Annotated in this window: 24 protein-coding genes and 1 tRNA gene; 13 read left to right on the plus strand and 12 right to left on the minus strand. The window is 47.3% G+C overall.

Going from position 1 to position 19,366, the window contains the following annotated elements; genetic code table 11:
* Window position 1 precedes the first annotated feature (1 nt).
* Window positions 2–391, minus strand: a complete 390-nt coding sequence (locus Q7R76_06085) for a hypothetical protein (protein MDO8643117.1) — start codon at window positions 389–391, stop codon at window positions 2–4.
* A gap of 105 nt (window positions 392–496) precedes the next feature.
* Here Q7R76_06085 and Q7R76_06090 point away from each other — a divergent pair.
* Both Q7R76_06090 and Q7R76_06095 read left to right on the plus strand, forming a co-directional pair.
* Window positions 497–569 (plus strand) — tRNA-Val (locus Q7R76_06090).
* A gap of 185 nt (window positions 570–754) precedes the next feature.
* A complete protein-coding gene (locus Q7R76_06095) occupies window positions 755–1,126 on the plus strand; it encodes a hypothetical protein (GenBank protein ID MDO8643118.1) in 372 nt (123 codons plus the stop codon).
* Between the two features lie 10 nt (window positions 1,127–1,136).
* Here Q7R76_06095 and Q7R76_06100 read toward each other — a convergent pair whose 3' ends face one another.
* Window positions 1,137–1,463: a hypothetical protein gene (locus Q7R76_06100; GenBank protein MDO8643119.1), complete on the minus strand. Its 327-nt coding sequence runs from the start codon at window positions 1,461–1,463 to the stop codon at window positions 1,137–1,139.
* Window positions 1,460–2,245 (minus strand): HAD family hydrolase, encoded by a 786-nt coding sequence (locus Q7R76_06105; GenBank protein MDO8643120.1) that lies wholly within the window; start codon window positions 2,243–2,245, stop codon window positions 1,460–1,462. Before Q7R76_06105 ends, Q7R76_06100 begins: the two co-directional genes overlap by 4 nt.
* 44 nt (window positions 2,246–2,289) lie before the next feature.
* Between Q7R76_06105 and Q7R76_06110 the strand changes: the two genes are divergently transcribed.
* Together Q7R76_06110 and sppA are read left to right on the plus strand one after the other, a co-directional pair.
* Window positions 2,290–2,820, plus strand: a complete 531-nt coding sequence (locus Q7R76_06110) for an RDD family protein (GenBank protein ID MDO8643121.1) — start codon at window positions 2,290–2,292, stop codon at window positions 2,818–2,820.
* A 13-nt stretch (window positions 2,821–2,833) separates the two neighbouring features.
* On the plus strand, window positions 2,834–3,769 hold the full coding sequence (gene sppA / locus Q7R76_06115; GenBank protein ID MDO8643122.1) for a signal peptide peptidase SppA: 936 nt from the start codon (window positions 2,834–2,836) through the stop codon (window positions 3,767–3,769).
* A gap of 43 nt (window positions 3,770–3,812) precedes the next feature.
* Here sppA and Q7R76_06120 read toward each other — a convergent pair whose 3' ends face one another.
* Window positions 3,813–4,214 carry an HTH domain-containing protein gene (locus tag Q7R76_06120; GenBank protein MDO8643123.1) on the minus strand — a complete coding sequence of 134 codons (402 nt, stop codon included), beginning with the start codon at window positions 4,212–4,214 and terminating at the stop codon, window positions 3,813–3,815.
* A gap of 120 nt (window positions 4,215–4,334) precedes the next feature.
* Here Q7R76_06120 and Q7R76_06125 point away from each other — a divergent pair, with 120 nt between their 5' ends.
* The 8 genes from Q7R76_06125 to dnaJ all read left to right on the plus strand — a co-directional run bounded on the left by Q7R76_06125 (window position 4,335) and on the right by dnaJ (window position 12,067).
* Window positions 4,335–4,904, plus strand: a complete 570-nt coding sequence (locus tag Q7R76_06125) for a nucleotide exchange factor GrpE (GenBank protein ID MDO8643124.1) — start codon at window positions 4,335–4,337, stop codon at window positions 4,902–4,904.
* Entirely contained in the window at window positions 4,888–5,445 is a 558-nt protein-coding gene (locus Q7R76_06130; GenBank protein ID MDO8643125.1) for a YkgJ family cysteine cluster protein, read from the plus strand. The genes Q7R76_06125 and Q7R76_06130 overlap by 17 nt, the downstream gene beginning before the upstream one ends.
* 5 nt (window positions 5,446–5,450) lie before the next feature.
* A complete protein-coding gene (gene dnaK / locus Q7R76_06135) occupies window positions 5,451–7,328 on the plus strand; it encodes a molecular chaperone DnaK (protein ID MDO8643126.1) in 1,878 nt (625 codons plus the stop codon).
* A gap of 93 nt (window positions 7,329–7,421) precedes the next feature.
* Window positions 7,422–7,976, plus strand: coding sequence for a nucleotidyltransferase domain-containing protein (locus Q7R76_06140; GenBank protein ID MDO8643127.1), 555 nt, complete (start codon window positions 7,422–7,424; stop codon window positions 7,974–7,976).
* A gap of 53 nt (window positions 7,977–8,029) precedes the next feature.
* Entirely contained in the window at window positions 8,030–8,407 is a 378-nt protein-coding gene (locus Q7R76_06145; protein ID MDO8643128.1) for a hypothetical protein, read from the plus strand.
* A gap of 19 nt (window positions 8,408–8,426) precedes the next feature.
* Entirely contained in the window at window positions 8,427–9,869 is a 1,443-nt protein-coding gene (locus Q7R76_06150) for a PEP-utilizing enzyme (GenBank protein ID MDO8643129.1), read from the plus strand.
* Between the two features lie 25 nt (window positions 9,870–9,894).
* A complete protein-coding gene (locus Q7R76_06155; protein MDO8643130.1) occupies window positions 9,895–10,947 on the plus strand; it encodes an HAD-IA family hydrolase in 1,053 nt (350 codons plus the stop codon).
* 7 nt (window positions 10,948–10,954) lie between these two features.
* Window positions 10,955–12,067, plus strand: coding sequence for a molecular chaperone DnaJ (gene dnaJ / locus Q7R76_06160; protein MDO8643131.1), 1,113 nt, complete (start codon window positions 10,955–10,957; stop codon window positions 12,065–12,067).
* A gap of 7 nt (window positions 12,068–12,074) precedes the next feature.
* On the opposite strand, the gene Q7R76_06165 is transcribed toward dnaJ, so the two are convergent.
* Entirely contained in the window at window positions 12,075–12,320 is a 246-nt protein-coding gene (locus Q7R76_06165) for a hypothetical protein (protein ID MDO8643132.1), read from the minus strand.
* 89 nt (window positions 12,321–12,409) lie between these two features.
* On the opposite strand from Q7R76_06165, the gene Q7R76_06170 reads away from it, so the two are divergent.
* Window positions 12,410–13,621, plus strand: a complete 1,212-nt coding sequence (locus tag Q7R76_06170; protein ID MDO8643133.1) for a hypothetical protein — start codon at window positions 12,410–12,412, stop codon at window positions 13,619–13,621.
* Here the strand turns inward: Q7R76_06170 and Q7R76_06175 are convergent.
* From Q7R76_06175 to Q7R76_06205, 7 genes are all read right to left on the minus strand, one after another.
* On the minus strand, window positions 13,572–14,168 hold the full coding sequence (locus tag Q7R76_06175) for a nicotinamide-nucleotide adenylyltransferase (GenBank protein MDO8643134.1): 597 nt from the start codon (window positions 14,166–14,168) through the stop codon (window positions 13,572–13,574). The genes Q7R76_06170 and Q7R76_06175 overlap by 50 nt on opposite strands.
* 96 nt (window positions 14,169–14,264) lie before the next feature.
* Complete coding sequence (locus Q7R76_06180) at window positions 14,265–15,251, minus strand: hypothetical protein (protein ID MDO8643135.1); 987 nt, start codon at window positions 15,249–15,251, stop codon at window positions 14,265–14,267.
* 46 nt (window positions 15,252–15,297) lie between these two features.
* Window positions 15,298–15,447, minus strand: coding sequence for a hypothetical protein (locus Q7R76_06185; protein MDO8643136.1), 150 nt, complete (start codon window positions 15,445–15,447; stop codon window positions 15,298–15,300).
* Window positions 15,448–15,597: 150 nt separating this feature from the next.
* Window positions 15,598–16,173 carry a 50S ribosomal protein L15e gene (locus Q7R76_06190; GenBank protein MDO8643137.1) on the minus strand — a complete coding sequence of 192 codons (576 nt, stop codon included), beginning with the start codon at window positions 16,171–16,173 and terminating at the stop codon, window positions 15,598–15,600.
* A gap of 92 nt (window positions 16,174–16,265) precedes the next feature.
* Window positions 16,266–17,012, minus strand: a complete 747-nt coding sequence (locus Q7R76_06195; protein ID MDO8643138.1) for a heparan-alpha-glucosaminide N-acetyltransferase — start codon at window positions 17,010–17,012, stop codon at window positions 16,266–16,268.
* Between the two features lie 46 nt (window positions 17,013–17,058).
* Window positions 17,059–17,499 carry a hypothetical protein gene (locus Q7R76_06200; protein ID MDO8643139.1) on the minus strand — a complete coding sequence of 147 codons (441 nt, stop codon included), beginning with the start codon at window positions 17,497–17,499 and terminating at the stop codon, window positions 17,059–17,061.
* Between the two features lie 50 nt (window positions 17,500–17,549).
* A complete protein-coding gene (locus tag Q7R76_06205) occupies window positions 17,550–19,292 on the minus strand; it encodes a tRNA uridine(34) 5-carboxymethylaminomethyl modification radical SAM/GNAT enzyme Elp3 (GenBank protein MDO8643140.1) in 1,743 nt (580 codons plus the stop codon).
* Between the last annotated feature and the right edge of the window lie 74 nt (window positions 19,293–19,366).

Consider the following 19,366-nt stretch of genomic DNA (forward strand, 5'->3'; position numbering starts at 1 on the left):
CTTACCTACTTGGGTCATATGCGTCAAATCGTGCGCATGCTAGTGCGTATTTTCCTAAGGTCATGCCAATATCTGCCTTGTCGCGTATATATTGAAGTACCTCATTTGGTACGTGTGGGTCTCCGCTACCCCGCGAAGATATAATAATTCTGGCATCGAATCCTATGGCTGCGTGTTGAGGCTCAAGACGTTGTGGTTCGATTCGAACATTGATGCAGACATATCCATCAGGAACAACACGATTCACAATGCCCATCAATTCTGGAACGACAGTACGCGCGAGTTCTCGTTGGAGACGATCATATTCATCATTCACTCGCCAGGCGCCACGCTTATAATCAGCTATGCGCTCAACAAGCGATGCCTCGGTTGCGACTGTTGGTTCTGCCATACCTTGAGATGGTGGATGGTTGTTAATAAATATTATTGTCCTTCCCTATCCTCCTTTAAAAACCACGCAACCTTTAAATATCCTCACCTTTCTTTTCCCTCGTACGGGCCCGTAGTTTAGTGGCTATAACGCCTCGTTTACACCGAGGAGGTCATGAGTTCGAGTCTCATCGGGCCCATTATTCGGTAGTCGGTGGCAATATATCGTAGATGCGCGAAGCGCCCAGGCCTCGGAGAGGCCGCTTTGCTCAAGCTTTTTGCGCCGCAGCGCAAAAAGGTTGTTTGATTCTCATCGGGCCCATTAAATAAGATACAGAGTAAAATTAAAATACTACCTCTGTTTTTTTAGTCATGTGCTGAGAGTATGTATCTGATACACCAATCCCCATCATCACGGAGAGTCCCGTATGTGCTTGCTGCTGGCCTTGCTGTTGCTGCAATAGCCTGCATGGAAAAAGCTGTTTCATTCTACTCTACAGCACGAACGCTGGTGCCAACAGATGAGCACGTGCAGCATTCTCTTGAGGCCATTTTGAGATGGCGTGATGCCGCAGGACAGCGGATTGAAACGGTTGACGTTCTTCTGAAAACACAGGCGTATGACTATGCACGCGATACTATCCAAGCGCCATATTTAACGGGTGCGGCAGCGACTGGGGCAGGTGCAGCAGCCTGCTTGCTTATCGCGGTGTATGTGGTCGCAGGAAAAAATAAAAGAATAAAAAATAGAAAATAAAAATAGAAAGTTAATTGCACTGCGTGTTCAGGTCACCAAGCTCTTTTTCCAAATCTTTGACTTCACGATCGAGTTTCAGCACCTTGAATTTTTGCAGGCGCTGTTGAAGAGCCGCAGTTTCCATGAGCAGTTCCTTCTGCTCTTTTCCAAGGATTTGCTTTTTGGTTGCCCAAGTCGCGTTCAGTGTCGGAATAGCATCGCATCCAGTCAGAGCCTGCTCGTTTGTTTCCCCCGCACTGTTTTGCACGGCACTTGGGTGAGAGGGATCGTCACTCGTTGCGCACGCAGAGAGGAACACTGCAGCCAACACCAGAAGAATTATCATTGTTTTTTTCATGCTTTCACCTTTTTATCGCTTAAGCGTTGTATGAGTTTTTCAGCGTCAGTCACTTTTTTGACGAAATAATCAGGAATTTCGTAGTCATCTGCCGGCTTTGCTTTCGCGTACCTGCCCTGCAATACCCGAACGGTGGTCATGCCGAGCTGGTTGGCAATTTTTATTTCATCAGCAATCTTGTCGCCAATGCAGATAACATCTGCCGGAGCCATGTTCATTTTTTTGAGGAAATCCTCAAAGCATTCGCGCTTGGTCAGCTCGAGCGTGCTGTATTGGTCAACGCCAATGAAGTGGAATAGTGGGCGCAGCTTGAGCGCGTCAATTTTTTTGTTCTGGCGCTCATACCCACCAAAGGTAACCAGTCCCAGCTTATATTTTTTTCGCAGGCGCAGCAGCATAGTGCGGACACCGGGGAACAATTTGATTGAGGTAATGCCAAGAGCAGGAAGAAAATAGATTTTTTCTGCACGCGAACATATGGCACCGGCGCTTTTTCCAGCACCAAGCTGTTTACAGACGAGGTGCGTTGCTTTTATTACATTGGGCTCCTGTTTGAGGATTTTTTGGTAGGTGGTGAACACTTTTTTCGGGGAACAGTTCAGAAGAGGAGCAATCTCAGTGCTAATGTGCTTCACCACGCGGGCAAACACTGTGCCGGTGCAGTCATACAACGTGTCGTCCAAGTCAAATATAATGCCGCTGATGTTCATGTGGCCTCTTTTTTGTGTTTTTTGCTGTTTTTTGTTTTTTCTGTTTTTGAGATTTATAAAGTTGTTTGTCACGTGCGGCAACAAACTTTAAATACCCTTCGCGCACCGAGAAGAGTATGAAGAGTGTAAAAAGAGGATTGCAGCTGGATACGCCGACACTTCCCGGCCATCGCGTGGTGGCACTGCCCGCGCCGTGGGGCCGCAGGATTCTCGCGTTTCTCATCGACCTTATCATTCTCAACATATTCGTGACCGGCTCGTTTCAGAATGTGATTAGAAAATTGCTGCCGGCAGACGCATCGTATCACACGATTCAGTCAGCGCTTGAAAACCAGCCAGCACTGGCAACGGCCATTTTTTTCGTTGCGCTGCTCTCCGGCATTTTTGCTGTACTCTATTTTTCCATTCTGGAAAGCCAGTTGGGATATACCGTCGGAAAACTGTTCATGCAGATTCGCGTTGCGCCGCTATACCATGAGCCGCTGACGTTCTGGAAATGTATGGTGCGCAGCCTCATGATGATTCCAGTATTCCCGTTCATTATCTTATGGATTGCTGACCCGCTGTATGCCTTGTTTTCGCCGCTCCGGCAGCGATTGCTGGAGCAGTGGAGCAAAACAATGACTGTGAGTTATGTCGTCGTATAAAGGAGGGATTCATATGGAAAAACAATCACCAAAAACACCGTGGCTGACTATCATTCTTGTGCTCGTGGTGTTGAGCATCTTCAGCGTGATTATCGCCGGCGGCATCGGCATGTTTCTCGGCATGGGCGGCAGTGAAACACCCGGCACGGGCAATGTCGCAATCATTCCGATTGAAGGCCCGATTGTCACCACACCAAGCACTGGACTGGGGCAACGCGAATCGGTATCGGATGATGTTATTGGCCTGATTGAAAAAGCACAAAAAGATGTCAGCATAAAAGCGATTGTCTTTTCCATTAATTCTCCGGGCGGCAGCCCGGTAGCATCGGATGAAATTGCAACAGCAATCAGACAGACAAATGCAAACAAGACAACAGTTGCGCTGATTCGTGACCTCGGTGCATCGGGCGCGTTTTGGATTGCAACTGCGACAAATCATGTTGTTGCGAATCCGGCATCATTCACCGGCTCCATTGGTGTCATTGGCTCGTATCTCGAATTTGGAAACTTCCTCGATGACCACAATGTGACCTACCGGCGGCTCACCGCAGGAAAATACAAAGACATGGGCAGCCCGTTCAAAACAATGACCGCGGAAGAACAGCAACTCTTCCAGCAAAGTCTCGATGAGTTGCACACGCTGTTCATCAATGCGGTTGCGGAAAACCGAAAGCTTTCACCAGAAACTGTGCGCACACTTGCGACTGGCCAGTTTTACACTGGTATACAGGCAAAGAAATATGGGCTGGTTGACGATCTTGGAGGTATACAAGAAGTGCGTGCATACCTGAAACAGCAACTGAAGACCGACGTCAAATTTGTGTCCTTCAAAAAGCCGAAGGGATTGTTTGAGCGGCTGGCAAGCAGCTTTTCAAATCTCGGCTTTAGTGTGGGGCAGGGAATTGGGGCGAGCTTGAAGGAAGAACCGAACACCAAGATGATGGTTTAAGTTTTTATTTAATTTATTTTTTTAATTCTTTTTGGTTAGTTTTCTACTTCAGTTCTTCATCAATCTCTTTCGCAATGTTCAGAAGCTCAAGACAGGATTCGTTGATGTCTTTCCGGAGCTGTTCAACAACGGCTTCGAGGTTTGCCACGCGGAGAATGTAACCGCCTGGAGTGTGAATGATTAAGCCAGTACCAGCAAGTTTGTGCAAATGGAACACAACGGTGCCGCGGCTCAGGTTCGTGCGCACGGCGAGCTCATCTGATGTCAGCGCGCGGTGGCGCTTTGCGTTTTTCAGCAGTTCAAGAAAGACACGGAAGCATGATTTTTCCTTGTCACGCTGGCCAAACAGGCCGAGAGAGCTTCCAAACCATTGCAGCTCGTCGTTAATATTGCGCGCCGGAGGCTGATGGATTCTCACAATGGTGATGCGCTGCTGGCGGATCATGGTTTTCAAGGTATTTAAAGGGACGCCCCTATATAAAAGTGTTGATTTCAAGTCAACGAAAGGTTTATATATGACCTCTGATTTGTTGATTTAAAGTCAACTGAAAGTGGGACGAAACATATGGAACAAAAAAAACACGAACAGAAAAATGAATCAAAGCAAGAGAAGCACGAAAACAAAGAACAGAAACATGCCCCTGAGCACACCCCTGATACCACGCCTCCGACCCCTGACAATATCAATACCCCTGACCTCGTCAACGACCTTACCAACACGGTCAAGCGCGTGCAAGCAGAATTTGAAAACTACAAGAAACGGGTACTGCGAGATCAAGACGCAAGCCAGAAGCACGCGGTCGCCAGCTTCATCAAAAAAATAATCCCTATCATTGACACATTTGAGCTTGCACTGAAACACACTGATAACCACAACGATTTTGTCACGGGCATGACACTCGTGCATGAACAACTCAACGCGGTGCTCAAGCAGGCAGGTGTTGAAAAAATACAAAAAAATATTCCGTATAATCCTGAACTGCATCATGCGCTCCTCGCCGAGGAAAGCGACCAGCCGGAACAGACGGTCCTGAACGAAATCCTACCGGGCTACATGCTGTATGGTATGGTGCTGCGGCCGGCACAGGTAACAGTTGCAAAAAAAAGAGCACAAAAAAATGAAAAAAAGCAGTAACGAAAAAAGAGAAAAAATAACGATTGCCAAAGACACCCCAACCGAAGAAATCCTGAAACTATCCCCGGCATGCCGCTGCGGCGGATGCGAACACGGATGCACCGTTGGTTCAGGAATCTTCCTCGACCATGAAATCATTCCGCTCGCGAAATTCCTCAACATCAGCGAAGAGGAGCTCAAGGAAAAACGCCTTGAAAAAGTTGAAAAGTTCAACACCACAAAATATCGGCCGAAAACAGAAAAAGGATGGTTTAAAAAATATGGAAAATGCACGTTTTACGACGAGAAAAAAGGGTGTACCATCCATGCGGTCAAGCCGTTTGAATGCAGAATTTCATCCGGCTGCAATGGTGTCGGAGAGGACATCATCGCGTGGTTCAATCTGAACCATTTCGTCAATGAGCATGATCCTGAATCCCTGCGCCAATACGCGCAGTATTTGAAAAGCGGCGGGAAGATGATTCCGGGTGGCGAGCTGGAAAAGCTTGTGCCGGACAAGAAAAAAAGAAATGCGATATTAAACTACAAGATACTCAGGTGAAAAAAATGGCAAAACAACACACACAAGGAAAAGCAATCGGCATTGATTTAGGAACAACCTTTTCAGCAGTCGCGGTTATGGAAGGCGGAAAGGCAACGATTATTCCTAATTCAGAAGGCGACCGAACAACGCCCAGCGTTGTTTCAATCAAGGGCAACGACCGCATTGCGGGAAAAGTGGCGCGAAACCAGGCTATCATAAATCCGGGCAACACGATTCGCAGCATCAAGCGCCACATGGGCGAAAAAGGTTTCGTCGTGGCAATTGAAGGCGAAGATTTTACACCGCCGCAGATTTCTGCAATGATTCTCCAGAAAATGAAGCGCGATGCAGAAGCATATCTTGGCCACCCAGTTAATGATGCAGTTATTACCGTGCCTGCGTACTTCAATGACAGCCAGCGCCAGGCAACGAAAGATGCTGGCGCGATTGCAGGGCTGAATGTTATTCGCATTATTAACGAGCCAACCGCAGCAGCGCTTGCGTACGGCCTTGATAAGGGCCATGACCATACGATTCTCGTATTCGACTTCGGCGGCGGAACATTCGACGTGTCCGTGCTGGAACTCGGCGACGGTGTCTTCGAAGTAAAAGCAACCTCGGGTGATAACCACCTCGGCGGCGATGACATTGACGACGCTATTATCGACTGGCTTGCGGTTGATTTCAAAAAAGAAACAGGAATTGACCTGCGCAATGATCCAGTCGCGCACCAGCGCCTGAAGGAGGCGGCAGAGCGCGCGAAGATTGAATTGTCCGCGGCGCAAACCGCAACAATAAACCTGCCGTTTATCACGGCGGACAAAAACGGCCCGAAGCACCTCACCAAAAATTTGAGCAGGGCGCTGTTTGAAAAAATAAACGAGCCGATTTTCAAGCGGCTTGAAGGCCCGACCAAGCAGGCATTGCGCGATGCAAAGATGGAAACCGTTGACAAAGTTATTTTTGTCGGCGGCTCAACCAGGATTCCTGCAGTGGAACAATTGGTGAAAAACCTGCTCGGCAAAGAAGGTGACAAGTCGGTCAATCCCGATGAAGCAGTTGCCATTGGCGCTGCAATTCAGGCAGGTATTCTCGGCGGAGAAATCAAGGACGTATTGTTGCTTGATGTCACGCCCTTGAGCCTTGGCATTGAAACCCTCGGTGGCGTGTTTACGAAACTCATCGAGCGCAACACCACGATTCCGACCAAAAAAAGCCAGGTGTTCAGCACTGCTGCGGACAATCAGACCGCAGTTACCATCAACGTTCTCCAAGGAGAGCGCAGCATGGCGGCTGACAATAAACCCCTTGGCAAATTTGACCTGATGGGCATTCCACCGGCGACGCGCGGCATTCCCCAAATCGAAGTCACGTTTGACATTGACGCTAACGGCATTGCCAGCGTCAGCGCCAAAGATCTGGGCACGGGCAAGGAACAAAAAATTACGGTCACCGGCTCGGGCAACCTGTCCAAAGACGAAATCGAGCGCATGCGCAAGGAAGCAGAAGCAAATGCTGCTGACGACGAGAAAAAGCGCAACGAAATCGAAACAGTCAATCAGGCGGATTCGTTTGTGTACACCACTGAAAAAACAATGAAAGACTTCGAAGGCAAAGTGGATGAAAAAACACTCACGCCATTGAAGTCAACGGTTGAGGAATTGAAAAAACTGCTTGAGCCGGCGAACAAAGACTTCGATGCTATCAAGAAGCGGCTTGATGAAGCGACCAAGCTGATGCAGGAAGCGGCAACGGAACTGTACAAGAAAGCAGGGCCGGCGCCGGACTTTTCCAATATGGGCGGTGCTGCAGGCGGTGCCAGCGGTGGCCACGGAAAAAAGAAGAAAGGCAAAGATGACGAAGCCGTGGATGCCGACTTTAAAGCATCGGATGAGAAATAAATTTTAATTTTTTTCCTTTTTATCTTTTTACGGCATCGTCCGCAAGCTCAAACCAAAAGATATATAAACTAAAACGTACACGTATAAACTAAAATGGACACGTATAAACTAAAAATCACAAAACTGAATTTTACGAGGCTGGAGCAGGCGATTTTTTCCCTGCTCTGCGTGCGCGCCGGTGAACTGTTAAGCCAGCGGGACATAGCCAAAGTACTGCGAGTCTCCCCGACCGCTGTTTCAAAACCGCTCAAAAAATTAAAAAAGTACTCCCTCATCAAAATCAAAAAAACAAAAACCATCAATTTTATCTCGCTCAACCGGGAAGAACAATGGGTGATGCAGCTTAAGCGGGCTGAAAACCTGAAAAACATATACCTTTCAAGAGTCTTGCCGTATCTGGAAGAAGAGCTTCCTGGCGGGACGATCGTTCTTTTCGGGAGTTATTCACGGGGTGACGACACCACCACCTCTGACCTTGATCTTGCAGTGATTGGGAGAAAAGACAAACTGCTTCATCTTGAACCCTACGAAAAAATATTCGCACGGCAAATAAACATCAACTTTTATGATTCTTGGAAAGATATTGGTATTCACCTTAAAAATAATCTCTTGAATGGCATTGTATTAACGGGAAGTGTTGACTTATGAGGCCGTTAAAATCTTTCGATGAATTCATAAAACAAGGCACTGTACGAAAAAGTATGCCTGATAAGGAACGTGCATCAAGCTTACTCTTTCAAGCTGAAAGAAAATTATGCTCTATTCACGAGCATGTCGAAAAAATCGGCATTAAAAATGAAAATGCGGATGATTATATTGAATACTCATATGATATTCTCATGTGTTTGGTGCGCGCAAAAATGTTTTCCGAAGGGTATCACTCATCCGGTCACGGTGCCCACGAAGCCGAAGTTGCGTATGCACGCTTGATAGGCCTTAATGAACAGGAAGTCGCTTTTTTAGATGGCATTCGCTATTTTAGAAATGGCATTCTTTATTATGGAAAATCAGTTGATGAAGAATACGCTAAAAAAGTTATTCAATTTTTAGAAAAAATGTATCAAACATTAAAAAAATAAGATGGGTGAGGAAACTATTATGACACACTGGAAATGGGAATTTCAACGGTACATGGACATTGTCAAGATTCACGGCTTTGCGCCGAAATTCGCCGAGATGGCCGAGCGCTGTGCGTATGTGAGCAGGAAGGGCTGTATTGATTTTTACTGGGACGGCGATGTTGCGGACAAGGTTTCCCTAAATCTGATGAAACAAGCGCAGGATTCTTCTTCTTTTACCAGACAATGGACTGCCGATGCGGAAAAAAAATGTGCGACGTGGGAAAAATTCACTGAGTCTATTGCAAAAAAAGACCTGAAAAAACTGTCCAATCAAGAATTGTTCGATATTTTTGAAAAATTCGATCAGGTTCACCTTGCAGCCGGTTCATTTGCTGTCTTGATACGAATGATCGTTCACCGTGTGGTTGGTGAATTTGAAAAAATCATACAACAAAAAGCTGGTACTGATGCGCCTAACCTTGTCGCCACCCTCACTTCCACACCCAAGGAAAGTTTCAACGGCGAGGAAGAAAAAGAATTCTTCAAGCTTGCTTTTGCAATTCTCAAAAAAGAAAGTCCTCCAAATCTTTCTGAAGTATCGCTGAAAAAAATAGAGAAACATCTGCAAAAATACTGCTGGATCCCTTGCGGCTATTTCGATGAGGCGCCGCACGATACTGGATATTATCTCCACCGCCTGCGGCGCATTGCGCGCGACCAGAAAGCCGCACATGCAGCGTTTGAGAAAATAGAGACCTTAGGAACAAAACTTAAACAGGAGCAAAAAAAGATTCTGAAAACGCTGCAGCTTGACGAAAAAAACATCCGGCTGATAAACTGTCTTCAGGAATGTGTTTATTACAAGGATTTTGTCCGCGGCGCGCTCAACAAGGGATATTACCTGCTCTATCCCTACTTTGCTGAACTGGGTAGCCGGTGCGGCCTCTCAATGCTTGATGTCAAATTCCTGTTCAAGGATGAGCTGAAGGAAGCGCTGTTGAAAAACAAAAACTTCACTGATCTTATCAAGAAACGCAAGGACTTTTATGTGCTCACCAACGAGCACGGCGTGCTCCAAACCTTTTTCGGCGCAGAAGCGGAAAAGATGGCTGCTGAAATTGAGGGGCGCACGGAAAAAGAAGTCACTGAACTGAAAGGAATGTGCGCCAACAAGGGCTATGCAAAAGCACGCGCCCGCATTGTGCGTGACCCGAAAGACATCCAGAACGAAACGCACGATTTCATTCTTGTCGCTTCGATGACCACGCCGGAATTTGTCGTGGCAATGCAAAAATGCCTTGCCATCGTGACGGATGAAGGCGGAATTACCTGCCACGCAGCCATTGTCGCGCGGGAAATGAACAAGCCCTGCATCATTGGCACCAAGACAGCAACCAAAGTTTTCAAGCACGGTGATATTATTGAAGTAGACGCTGACAAAGGCATTGTCCGCAAGCTCGTTGAAAAGCGAAAGGCATAAAAAGCAGAGGCATACGTGAACAATCATGGACCAATTCGAAAAAATCATCGCGCTCATCAAGCACTTCCGCAAGGAATGCCCGTGGGACAATAAACAGCCCATTCATACGTTTGTCAAGGGCGTGCACGATGAGGCAGAAGAGTTGCTGCGCGCATCAGAGAACAATGATGCAGGCGCGCTGAGGGATGAAGTTGCTGATGTATTGTGGGATGCGCTGTTTGTGACGGCGATTGCTGAAGAGAAAGGATTGTTTACGCTCAAGGATGTGCTCGAGCACCAGCACGAAAAAATGACCAGACGGCATCCACATGTCTTTGAAAAGAAAAAACTCACGCCGGAAAACGTTGAAAAACTTTGGCAAGAGGTTAAGAAAGCCGAGCGGGAAGAAAAAATAAAGCACCAAAAAGTCGTGACGCCCATTGACCCAACCGTTCCTCTGAAAACAAAAGCAGTCATCTTTGATTGGGACGGCGTGATTGTTGACAGCTTCGAATTTGTGAAAAAGACGTACAAACAGCTTGAAAAAGAATTGAATATTATGCTCATCAAAGATTGGAAAAACCCCGGACTGTTTCTCGAGGTCGACTGGAAAAAATCCTACCTGAAAAATGGATACACCCAGAGCGATATTGAAAAAGCAGAAGCATTGTTCAAAAAAGAACAAAAAGTTCATCCGCTGGAATTTTTTTCCCCGATGCGCGTGATGATTCCGACGCTGGCAAAACAGTTCAAGCTCGCGATTGTGTCAAATAATTACACTGACTGGATTAAGTCAAAACTAAAAGATGAAGGCCTCTTGCATCATTTTGATGAGGTTATCGGCGTTGACAAAATGTCGGCGATGAAGCCCGACCCTGCGGCAATTATCATGTGCCTCAAACTGCTGGGCGTCAAGCCAAAAGATGCATTTTATATCGGTGACATGGATGGCGACATCATTGCGGGAAAGAGTGCCGGCGTGAAAACAATTGCGGTGACGTATGGCTACCATCCGCGGGAACGGCTGGAAAAAACAAAGCCACAATATATGGTTGACTCGCCAGAAAAACTCCTTGAAGCGATTCATCAGCTGCATTAGGTGAACCATGGCAAAAGATTACTACAAAATCCTTGGTGTTGGCAAAAACGCAACCAAAGAGGAAATTAAAAAGGCCTACAAGCAGCTCGCCAAGAAATACCATCCTGATATGAATAAGGCGGCTGATGCAGAATCAAAGTTCAAGGAAATCAACGAGGCAGCTGCAGCGCTTGGTGACGATGAAAAACGCCAGCAGTATGACCAGTACGGCACTGCAGACTTTTCTGGGATGGGTGCTGGGCCTGATGTGTCTGATTTCATGCGCGGCGCGGATTTTTCATTTGATTTCGGCGATATTTTTGAACGGTTCTTTGGTGGAGGAGGGGGTGGAAGTAGGCAGCGGCGAAGCAAAGGCTCTGATTTGTTATATCAAATGGAAATCACGCTTGAAGAGGTTGTGTTTGGCGTTGAAAAAGAAATTCTCGTGCCCCGCAAGGAACTCTGCGACAGCTGCAAGGGTTCAGGCGCACGATCTGCACGTGACATCGAAACGTGTACCGTCTGCCATGGAAGGGGTGTTGCAACGCAGATGCGGCGCACGCCCATCGGAATTTTCCAGACGTCAGGGCCGTGCCGCGAATGTGGAGGTGATGGAAAGATAATCAAGGCATCCTGCGAAGCGTGCGACGGCGAAGGGCTGGTGAAAAAAACACGAAAAATAAAAGTTGCTATTCCAAAAGGAATTGCTGAAGGCATGCGCCTGCGTGTTTCCGGCGAAGGTGAATCCGGCCCAACCGGGCAGCATGGTGACTTGTATGTGGGCATCCGTGTGGCGGCGCATGAGTTCTTCGAGCGCCAAGAAGATGATGTCTATGTCGAAATTCCCATTGGCTTTGTGCAGGCGGTATTCGGCGGCGAGGCAGAAGTGCCTACATTGTATGGCAGAGTAAATATGAAAATTCCTGCGGGGACGCAGACGCACACGCTGTTTAACCTGAAAGGCAAAGGCATGCCGATACTGCGCACCGACGATACTGGTGACCAGAAAGTGAGGGTGATTGTGCAGACACCCCAGAAGCTGACAAAAAAACAAAAAGATTTGCTACAGAAATTTGCTGCTGATGGCGGCGACGCGGTTGAAGAAAAAAGTTTCTTTTCACGACTAAAAGAAAAGTTCTAATCAATAATTAACCGACCAATAACACACAGACGCTATCCGGCTGTTTTGCTGCAACGCATTTGCAAAAAGGAATGTTAACACTGTCATCAGTCGGATTCCCTGCAACACACATGGATTTAAGGTCCGTCATTTTATCTCGGTACTGCTGTGTTTGGTGGAGTGTTTTGTTGAACTCAAACGCCATGACTAGCCCAATAACAGAAAAGGCTACGACCAGTATCAGCAAAATGCGCATGAAGGTTTCGGTTTTCATAGTTCCTCTTTTTTAAAGTACAGAGACGTGTTTGTTTTTAAAGTTTTGCTTACAACAATCTTTTTAAACCTGCGGCGCGCAGCGATGCTATGGTTGAAAAGGTTTTCCTTACGGGCCATCAGGAGTTTGATCTTTCTCGAAGACTGGTACGGACGATTTATGACGACGGCTTCTTTCCGAATGTGGTTATCGGCATTTGGAAAGGTGGAACCCCCGCAGGAATCACGTTGCATGATAGTTTTAAGGCGCTTGCACACATTCACGGATTTGATGCGCCGCGGTATCATGGCGCAGTAAAGGCAGAAGCAGATGGCACGGTTCAAATCAAAAATATGCGGTCAGTGCTTGAAGAAATTCATGATAATGACCGCGTACTTATCGTTGGTAATGTCTCAAAAGGAGGCAGCACTATTGATGCGATTGTGAATGGCTTACGCAGTGATGGAAGAACCGGCCTGCACATCCAAAGCGCAGTGCAGGTTTTTCGCCGTGACCATCAGGGAAAACAGCCGGATTATGTTGCTATGGAAACTGATGTGCCAGTCGTATTTCCATACCAGATGGAGCACCTCACTGACGACGAAATCGAACAGCACCGGCCTGAAGTTGCCGGCTTCCTCTTACGCGATAGCGGTATGCTGGTGCCGTCGGCACCGCCCGGCCTTGTTGAAGGGAACATGTTGTTTGTCCTTGACGACCATATTTATCCGATGGCACGGGAACTTGCGCTGAAAGCGTATCTTGATGGAGTACGGCCATCATACCTCGTGGGAGTATGGCGAGGCGGAACACCTGTGGGCATTGCAATGTATGATGTCTTTTGTGCGCTGGCACAGCGAAAAGGTTTTGCCATGCCAAACTACCATAATGTGGTTAAAACTGAATCGTATGAAGGGGTGGGTAGGGCAGGCAGCGTAAGCGTCGCGAACATGGGAGCAATACTTGAGGATCTCACGGTGCATGATCAGGTGTTGATTTGTGAAGATGTGTTTGAGCGCGGCTTAACCAGTGTTGCGCTGACAACTCCCTTCCACGAGGCAGGAATTGGCCATTCTTTTTATGTTCTCTTTGATAAGCCAAAAAATAGAGCGGCAAAAACAAAGCCTGATGGCGCGCTCTACACGACTGATTTGTGGGTGGTTATGCCGCATGAGACTGAAGAATGGCTGCCGAAAACACCGGAGCGCTTGCAGAATAGTCCAGAACATCAACGCAACCTGATAAGATATCGTGGCGAACTTGCCCCCCTATTTATTCCGCAAGTAATTTCCTCACCCGTTCCTGCCCACCGATCTTCTTGAGATAGTTCGCAACTGCAGGTGGCACAAGATGTTCCCATGGCTCTTTTTTTGCCATGCGATTTCGGATTTCCGTACCCATGATGCTGTCAATCCGATGATGCGTTTTGATTTTGCAGCCGGCTGCACTGAAAAGTTCTTCGAGATGCTTGTTTTCAGCAACATAAACAATATCAAAATGCGGAACAAAAGTTTTGATGTGCTCAACATATTTACTGTGCCATATGATATCCGGCACGGGAGTGATATCGACATTTTTAATGCCGGCTTCCGTGAGTGCAGCGCGAATCATTTCTCGGCGCTCGTCAGCAGAAAACGGATTCTCTTTGGTGCCGATGTGCTGGGCGCTGCCGACGACAATATGGAGTGTTTTCACTTCTTTGAGCATTTCCTTGATGAGTGCAAGGTGTCCGTTGTGGAACGGCTGGAACCGTCCGATGTAGAGTCCTTCCATGGTGGCATCGTAGATAATCTGGCACTGGCTGCAGAGGAACACAGTATGGCTGTACTGCGGAAATGGCCCGCCGGCTAATTCTCTGGTACACAGCACACAAGCAATAGGAGTGATAATATCACCTTTGGAGTGAAGCGTCGTGAAGAACTATTTATGCGTTTCTATTTATGTGCCGGTATACGGCCTCTACGCCTAATTCCCCTTCGGATTCTGCTTGTCGTCTTGGTATTGTGCAGTAACGCTGCACCATTTTTTGGTATTGACCCAGAAGCCGTCAACACAGTCCCATTTCGTGCCAGCAACGCATTGAGCTGTATCAACTTTCTTGTCGCACGTTGTCCGGCGCTTGTTGCATCGTTCACCATCGACATCACAGCCGTTCTCGCAGTGATCAAGCTTGGTGTAGAAATATTCGTCCTTGAATCCCATGCATTGGTAGAGGTCATCTTTCACGCAGAGGTTCGCATATCCGTAGAAGCAGCGGCAGTGGCCCAGCGTGTAATTTTCGGCAAACTGTTCGCCCCAGCGCGGCTCGTATTTTTTCGGCGGCCTGCCGAGCAAGCGGTTGACGCTCTCAACAACGCCTGTGGTTTCTGCAGTGCGCTCGTCAAGTTTTTCCTTGTTGTCAACTGGGTTGCGTATCTTGAGCGGTGTGGTTTGGCAGCCGTATTGGCAGGTCAGCGTAAAGGCCCAGTGGCCGTTGACGCAGCGGTACACGTCATCGCCGATGCACTTGTTCGCGCTTCCTTTGATTCGGGGGGAAACCCTGCCGCCGCCTTCGAACTCTTTCCACTCAACACATTCCTTGCAGCCGGTTTCGTCGCAGCCGTATTTACATTTTTGCACTTTGGTTGGCTGGCCGTTTTTGCACTCGTAAAAAATGCCCTTGAAGCACATATTGCTGGTGCAGCTGATTTTCAGGAAGGGAACAAAGTCAGAGGCATTAAGCGCTCCAAGGTCTTGTGCGTCGAGCGGATAGCCGAGCACAAGGGTTGGCTTGATGTTTTGGGAGCGGAACTTTGCAACAATCTCACCTTGGGTTGTGTTTTCCGTGCTGTTTTCAAGCCCGAGAATCAGCGTGCCGGTGAGGGACGATGAGGAGAAGGCAACAACGGCAACAAAGAGCAGAGCAACGAGGAAGATGCCGGCTAGGTGTTCTCTGATGGACCTCTTTTTCATACAGTTACCATCGCGGGTTGATTATATATAGTTTTCTACCGGGTGCCTACAGATTTTCAATTTCGCGCTGCACGTTAAAGAAATCCTGTTCTTTGACCACCGTTGCCTGCGCGCAGTACGGGCACGCTTTTGGCTCGCGAGTCATGAAGAATTGATAATTGCATCGTCCGCAGCGGAACTTTTCTTTCATATCCATCACCTTTTTTGATATGCTGGCTTTAATATGCGTTTTTAATTTAAAAATTTTGTTGTAAAAACAGGAAAAATAAAAAAATACATAAAAAATAAAAAAAAGACATAAAAAAGAGGTAAAAAAGAGATTAAAAAAAAGATAAAAAAATAAAGCTTATTTGCTCGTTCGGTTGTGTGCACGCAGGCTTGGCCGCAGTTTTTCCGCGCCCTTGCCTTTGTTGGTCAGCAGTCCACGGCTTCGCTTGCCTGAAGTAGTTAAGCCACGCCAGACGCGTCCGCGCTGTTTGACCAGATTGCGCAATTTCAAGTCAGCAAGAATATTGGGATGCGACCGGTCAACAAGGATAACTTCAGTCCAGTTATATTTTCCATCTTTTGCAAGTGGATACGAACTAAGCACTTCGCAGTTTGCGTAGTGGCGGTGCGCGCGCTGTTCTGCAATCCATTGGAAGGTCTTGGCAACAATCATGTGCCGGCGCGCGTGTTTCGAACGCCTGCCGCCCACCATGAATGGACGAAAACGCACGCGCTTTTGGAGGCGCACGCGGACAACAATAAATCCTTGTTTTGCCTTGTAGCCGAGGCTGCGCGCACGGTCAATGCGTGTCGGATGCTCAAGGCGAAGCGTAGAAGGTTCTTGACGCCACGCAATCAGGCGCTGGCGCATAAGTGCAGGCATATTTTTTTTGGGCTGTTCCCATGCCTTTCGCATATATTTTAAGTATCCCATAGTGTGGCCTCCGTTATTGTACTGTGTCTATTTCGCGGATTCAGGGAAGCCATTCCCCACATCTCCGATGATTGATGGACGAGAGAGGGGGTTTATAAGGTTTTTGCTTTTATGACGAGCATAAGAATGCCGACGAGAATCGGCTGGTGTACGAGGTAAATCCACAGCGCTTTTCTGCCAATCCAGACGAAGGCAGCCGGTAGTCGGTGGTTGGCAGTCGGGACAGAGAGCCAGTGATATTTTCTTTCTCCTTTTGGATACAGCCATTTTCCCAGAAAAATTCCAAGCAACACAATGCCAAACCATGGCACAACGGGAAAATAATCAACCGTGGAAAAGCCGGGGTACGTGATGCCGAGCCAGAGGAAAAAAGGGTGGGAAACAGATATTGATTTTATGAGCGAGCTTGCAAATAAAAAACCAACACCAACAAAGCCGGCAAAGAAAGGGGAAATAAACAAAAATGGCAAGGATAACAAGGTGGAAACAGCAATCAAATGCAAGATGCCGAAACGAACGTATGCTTCTGGCACCGCAAGCCATGTGCCGAGCGTCACGAGCAATGCAACGACCATCACATATCCGGCGCGCTTCAGAAATTTTTTGAAGATAAACAAAAAGGGTTTCTCACGAACGTGGCTGAAACTAATCGTCAGCGAAATGCCGACGAGCAGTAAAAAAGATGACGCAATCATGCGCTGAAAAACGAGCCAGCCGCCCGCATACATCGAATGTTGGCTGATGCCCAAAAAATCAAGGTCGAAAAAGAAGTGATAGATGATCATGCTTACGACAGCAGCGCCGCGCAAGACATCGAGTTCGGGATAACGAGAGGACATGCGCACTGAAATAAAAGAAGTGTTTATATTATTTTCTGTATCTATTCTAACGACTATAATAATGCATCAAGCCGCTTAAACGTTCCAGATTCAATGGTAATTCATCATCGTTAGGAAAAGGATGGCGCACTAACTTTCCATCTCGCATGAATGCGTATACTTTATCTGCCAATGCTGATGGTATCTCTCCTAAACAACCGTTCCTTGCTATATATGCAGCATAGTCCTGTACTGCACGAACATCTGCGGGCGTGTTAAGATGTCTAAAAATAATCGTATTAGCAGCAGTTCCTACTGATATAGCATGCCCTAATGATAAAACTGCATTATTTCGGTCATCACAAACACCCAAACATCCGTCAATAGAACTATCCACTGCCGGGCTTGAGACTCCCTCTTTTTTTCCAGCTTCCCATGCATCTCCGAGTAGGTTGGTGTCAGTATATTTCCAGCAGCTTGCACATACATCGAGATGGACGTTGCTCATCTTTTTGAGGAATCAGCGTGAGTATTTAAGCTTTTTCGTGTTTACAAACCTTAAATCGTCTTCACCACATACGGCCCTTCTTTGGTGTAGCCGAGTTTTTTGAAATATTCTCTCGTCCCAATGGCACTGATGACGACAATTTTATCCTTGCCATGTTGTTTCGCGATTTCTTCTGCGCGGTGCATGAGCTGTTTGCCAATGCCGACGTGCTGGACATCCCCTTTAGAGCCCATCGATGTCACTTTTCCAAACACGTGAATCTCACGAATCAGCGCGGATGCAGGAGTAATTTCAGGCCGCAAAAAATGTCCGGGAAACCGGAGCCGGACAAAGCCGATGAGCAGGTCGTGGGCGGTAGCAATGCTGCTGATGAAAAATTCTTTTCCGCCCGTTGCGTCGTATTCGATGATTTCAAAACCAACATCTGCTTCAGAAACAATAACACCGGCGCGGCCAGCTTCTCTGCAGCGGATACAGCGGCAGTGAATATCTTTTTTCTTGCACAATACTTCAACATACTGTCTCAAATTTGTTTTATCAACGCCCGCTTCAACACGTGTGCTGGGAATATCGCGCTGCACGCGCATAATTCTGCAATACTTCGGCACGCTGCGCTTGAACTCGCTGATGATTTCAGCAGCTTCTCCCGTTGACACCGGCGCGTATTTTCCTGCTTTCCATTGGAGGTACAGCGCCGTGCCGGGCAACACGAGGCACGGATATATTTTCAGCATGTCCGGGCGATATTCAGGATTCTCAAACAGTTCTTTAAGTCCCTTCAATTCATCCTCTGCAGTCGTTGTTGTTCCATCGCCCCGCGGCAGGCCAAGCATGTAATGAAAGTTCAGCTTAAACCCGAGATCTTTTAATTCGCGAATTGATTGTTTGGTATCGGCAAGCGTGTGGCCGCGATTCACTCGTTTTAATACGTCGTCATACACCGACTGCACACCCAGTTCAATGCGGGTGCAGCCCAATGCAAGCATCTCATTGCCGTGAGAAGCAAAACCCCAGTCTGGCTTGGTTTCAATCGTCAGGCCGACACAGCGGATGTGGGCAGTCTCATTTTTTTCCTGCTCGTGTTCAAGAGTTGTTGCTGTTTTTTTCAGCGCGCTGATTTTTTCCTTGATATGCCTATTTCGGTCTGGATCGCCAACCGGGTTTGGCAATTCAAAAAAATCTTTGAACCCCTCAAAATCAAACACTCCCTTGGGAAAAAACAAGTCAGAAAAATCATTCATTGCGCGAAAAATGTTTGTGACCACTTCATGCTGATAGGGCACATCCATTGCTGGAAACGTGCCGCCTTGAATTATCACTTCCGCCTTTTCAGGCTCGTGGCCGGTAACCAGATATTGCTCAAGCCGGTTAAACACAATTTCATACGCGTCGTATTCCGCGCGAATTGCGCGCATGGTGGATGGCTCTCGTCCAGTATAGGATTGCGGCACATCGCCAAATACGCTCTTGGGCCCGCCCGGGCACATTGTGCATTTTCCATGCGGGCAGTAATAGGGCTTGGTCATCACTGCAATAGGCGCAACGCCGCTCAAGCTTCGCATTGGTTTTTTTTGGAGGTATTTTTTTAATTCAGCAAGGTCGCTTTGCTGTGCGTGCAGAAGAATCTCAATCATGGAGGGGGATTTGGTCATTCCATATTTTTTAGCAGCGTCTTTTTTAAGCCGTTCAAGCGCTTTCATATCTGGCTTCTGCTGTTTAATGGCTTCAATAAGTTCGCTAAATAGCTGGCCAAATGCACGCGTTTTTTGTTCGACAACCAAAGCAGGTTCCATCTGCCCAAGAATCAGCGGAAGTCTTTTAAATCTTTCTCTCAGTAGGCAAGATTGCCTACTTTATCCTCTATAAC

This window comes from Candidatus Woesearchaeota archaeon (genome assembly GCA_030651375.1).
In the GTDB taxonomy this organism is placed as follows: Archaea; Nanobdellota; Nanobdellia; order Woesearchaeales; family UBA12501; genus JAUSFM01.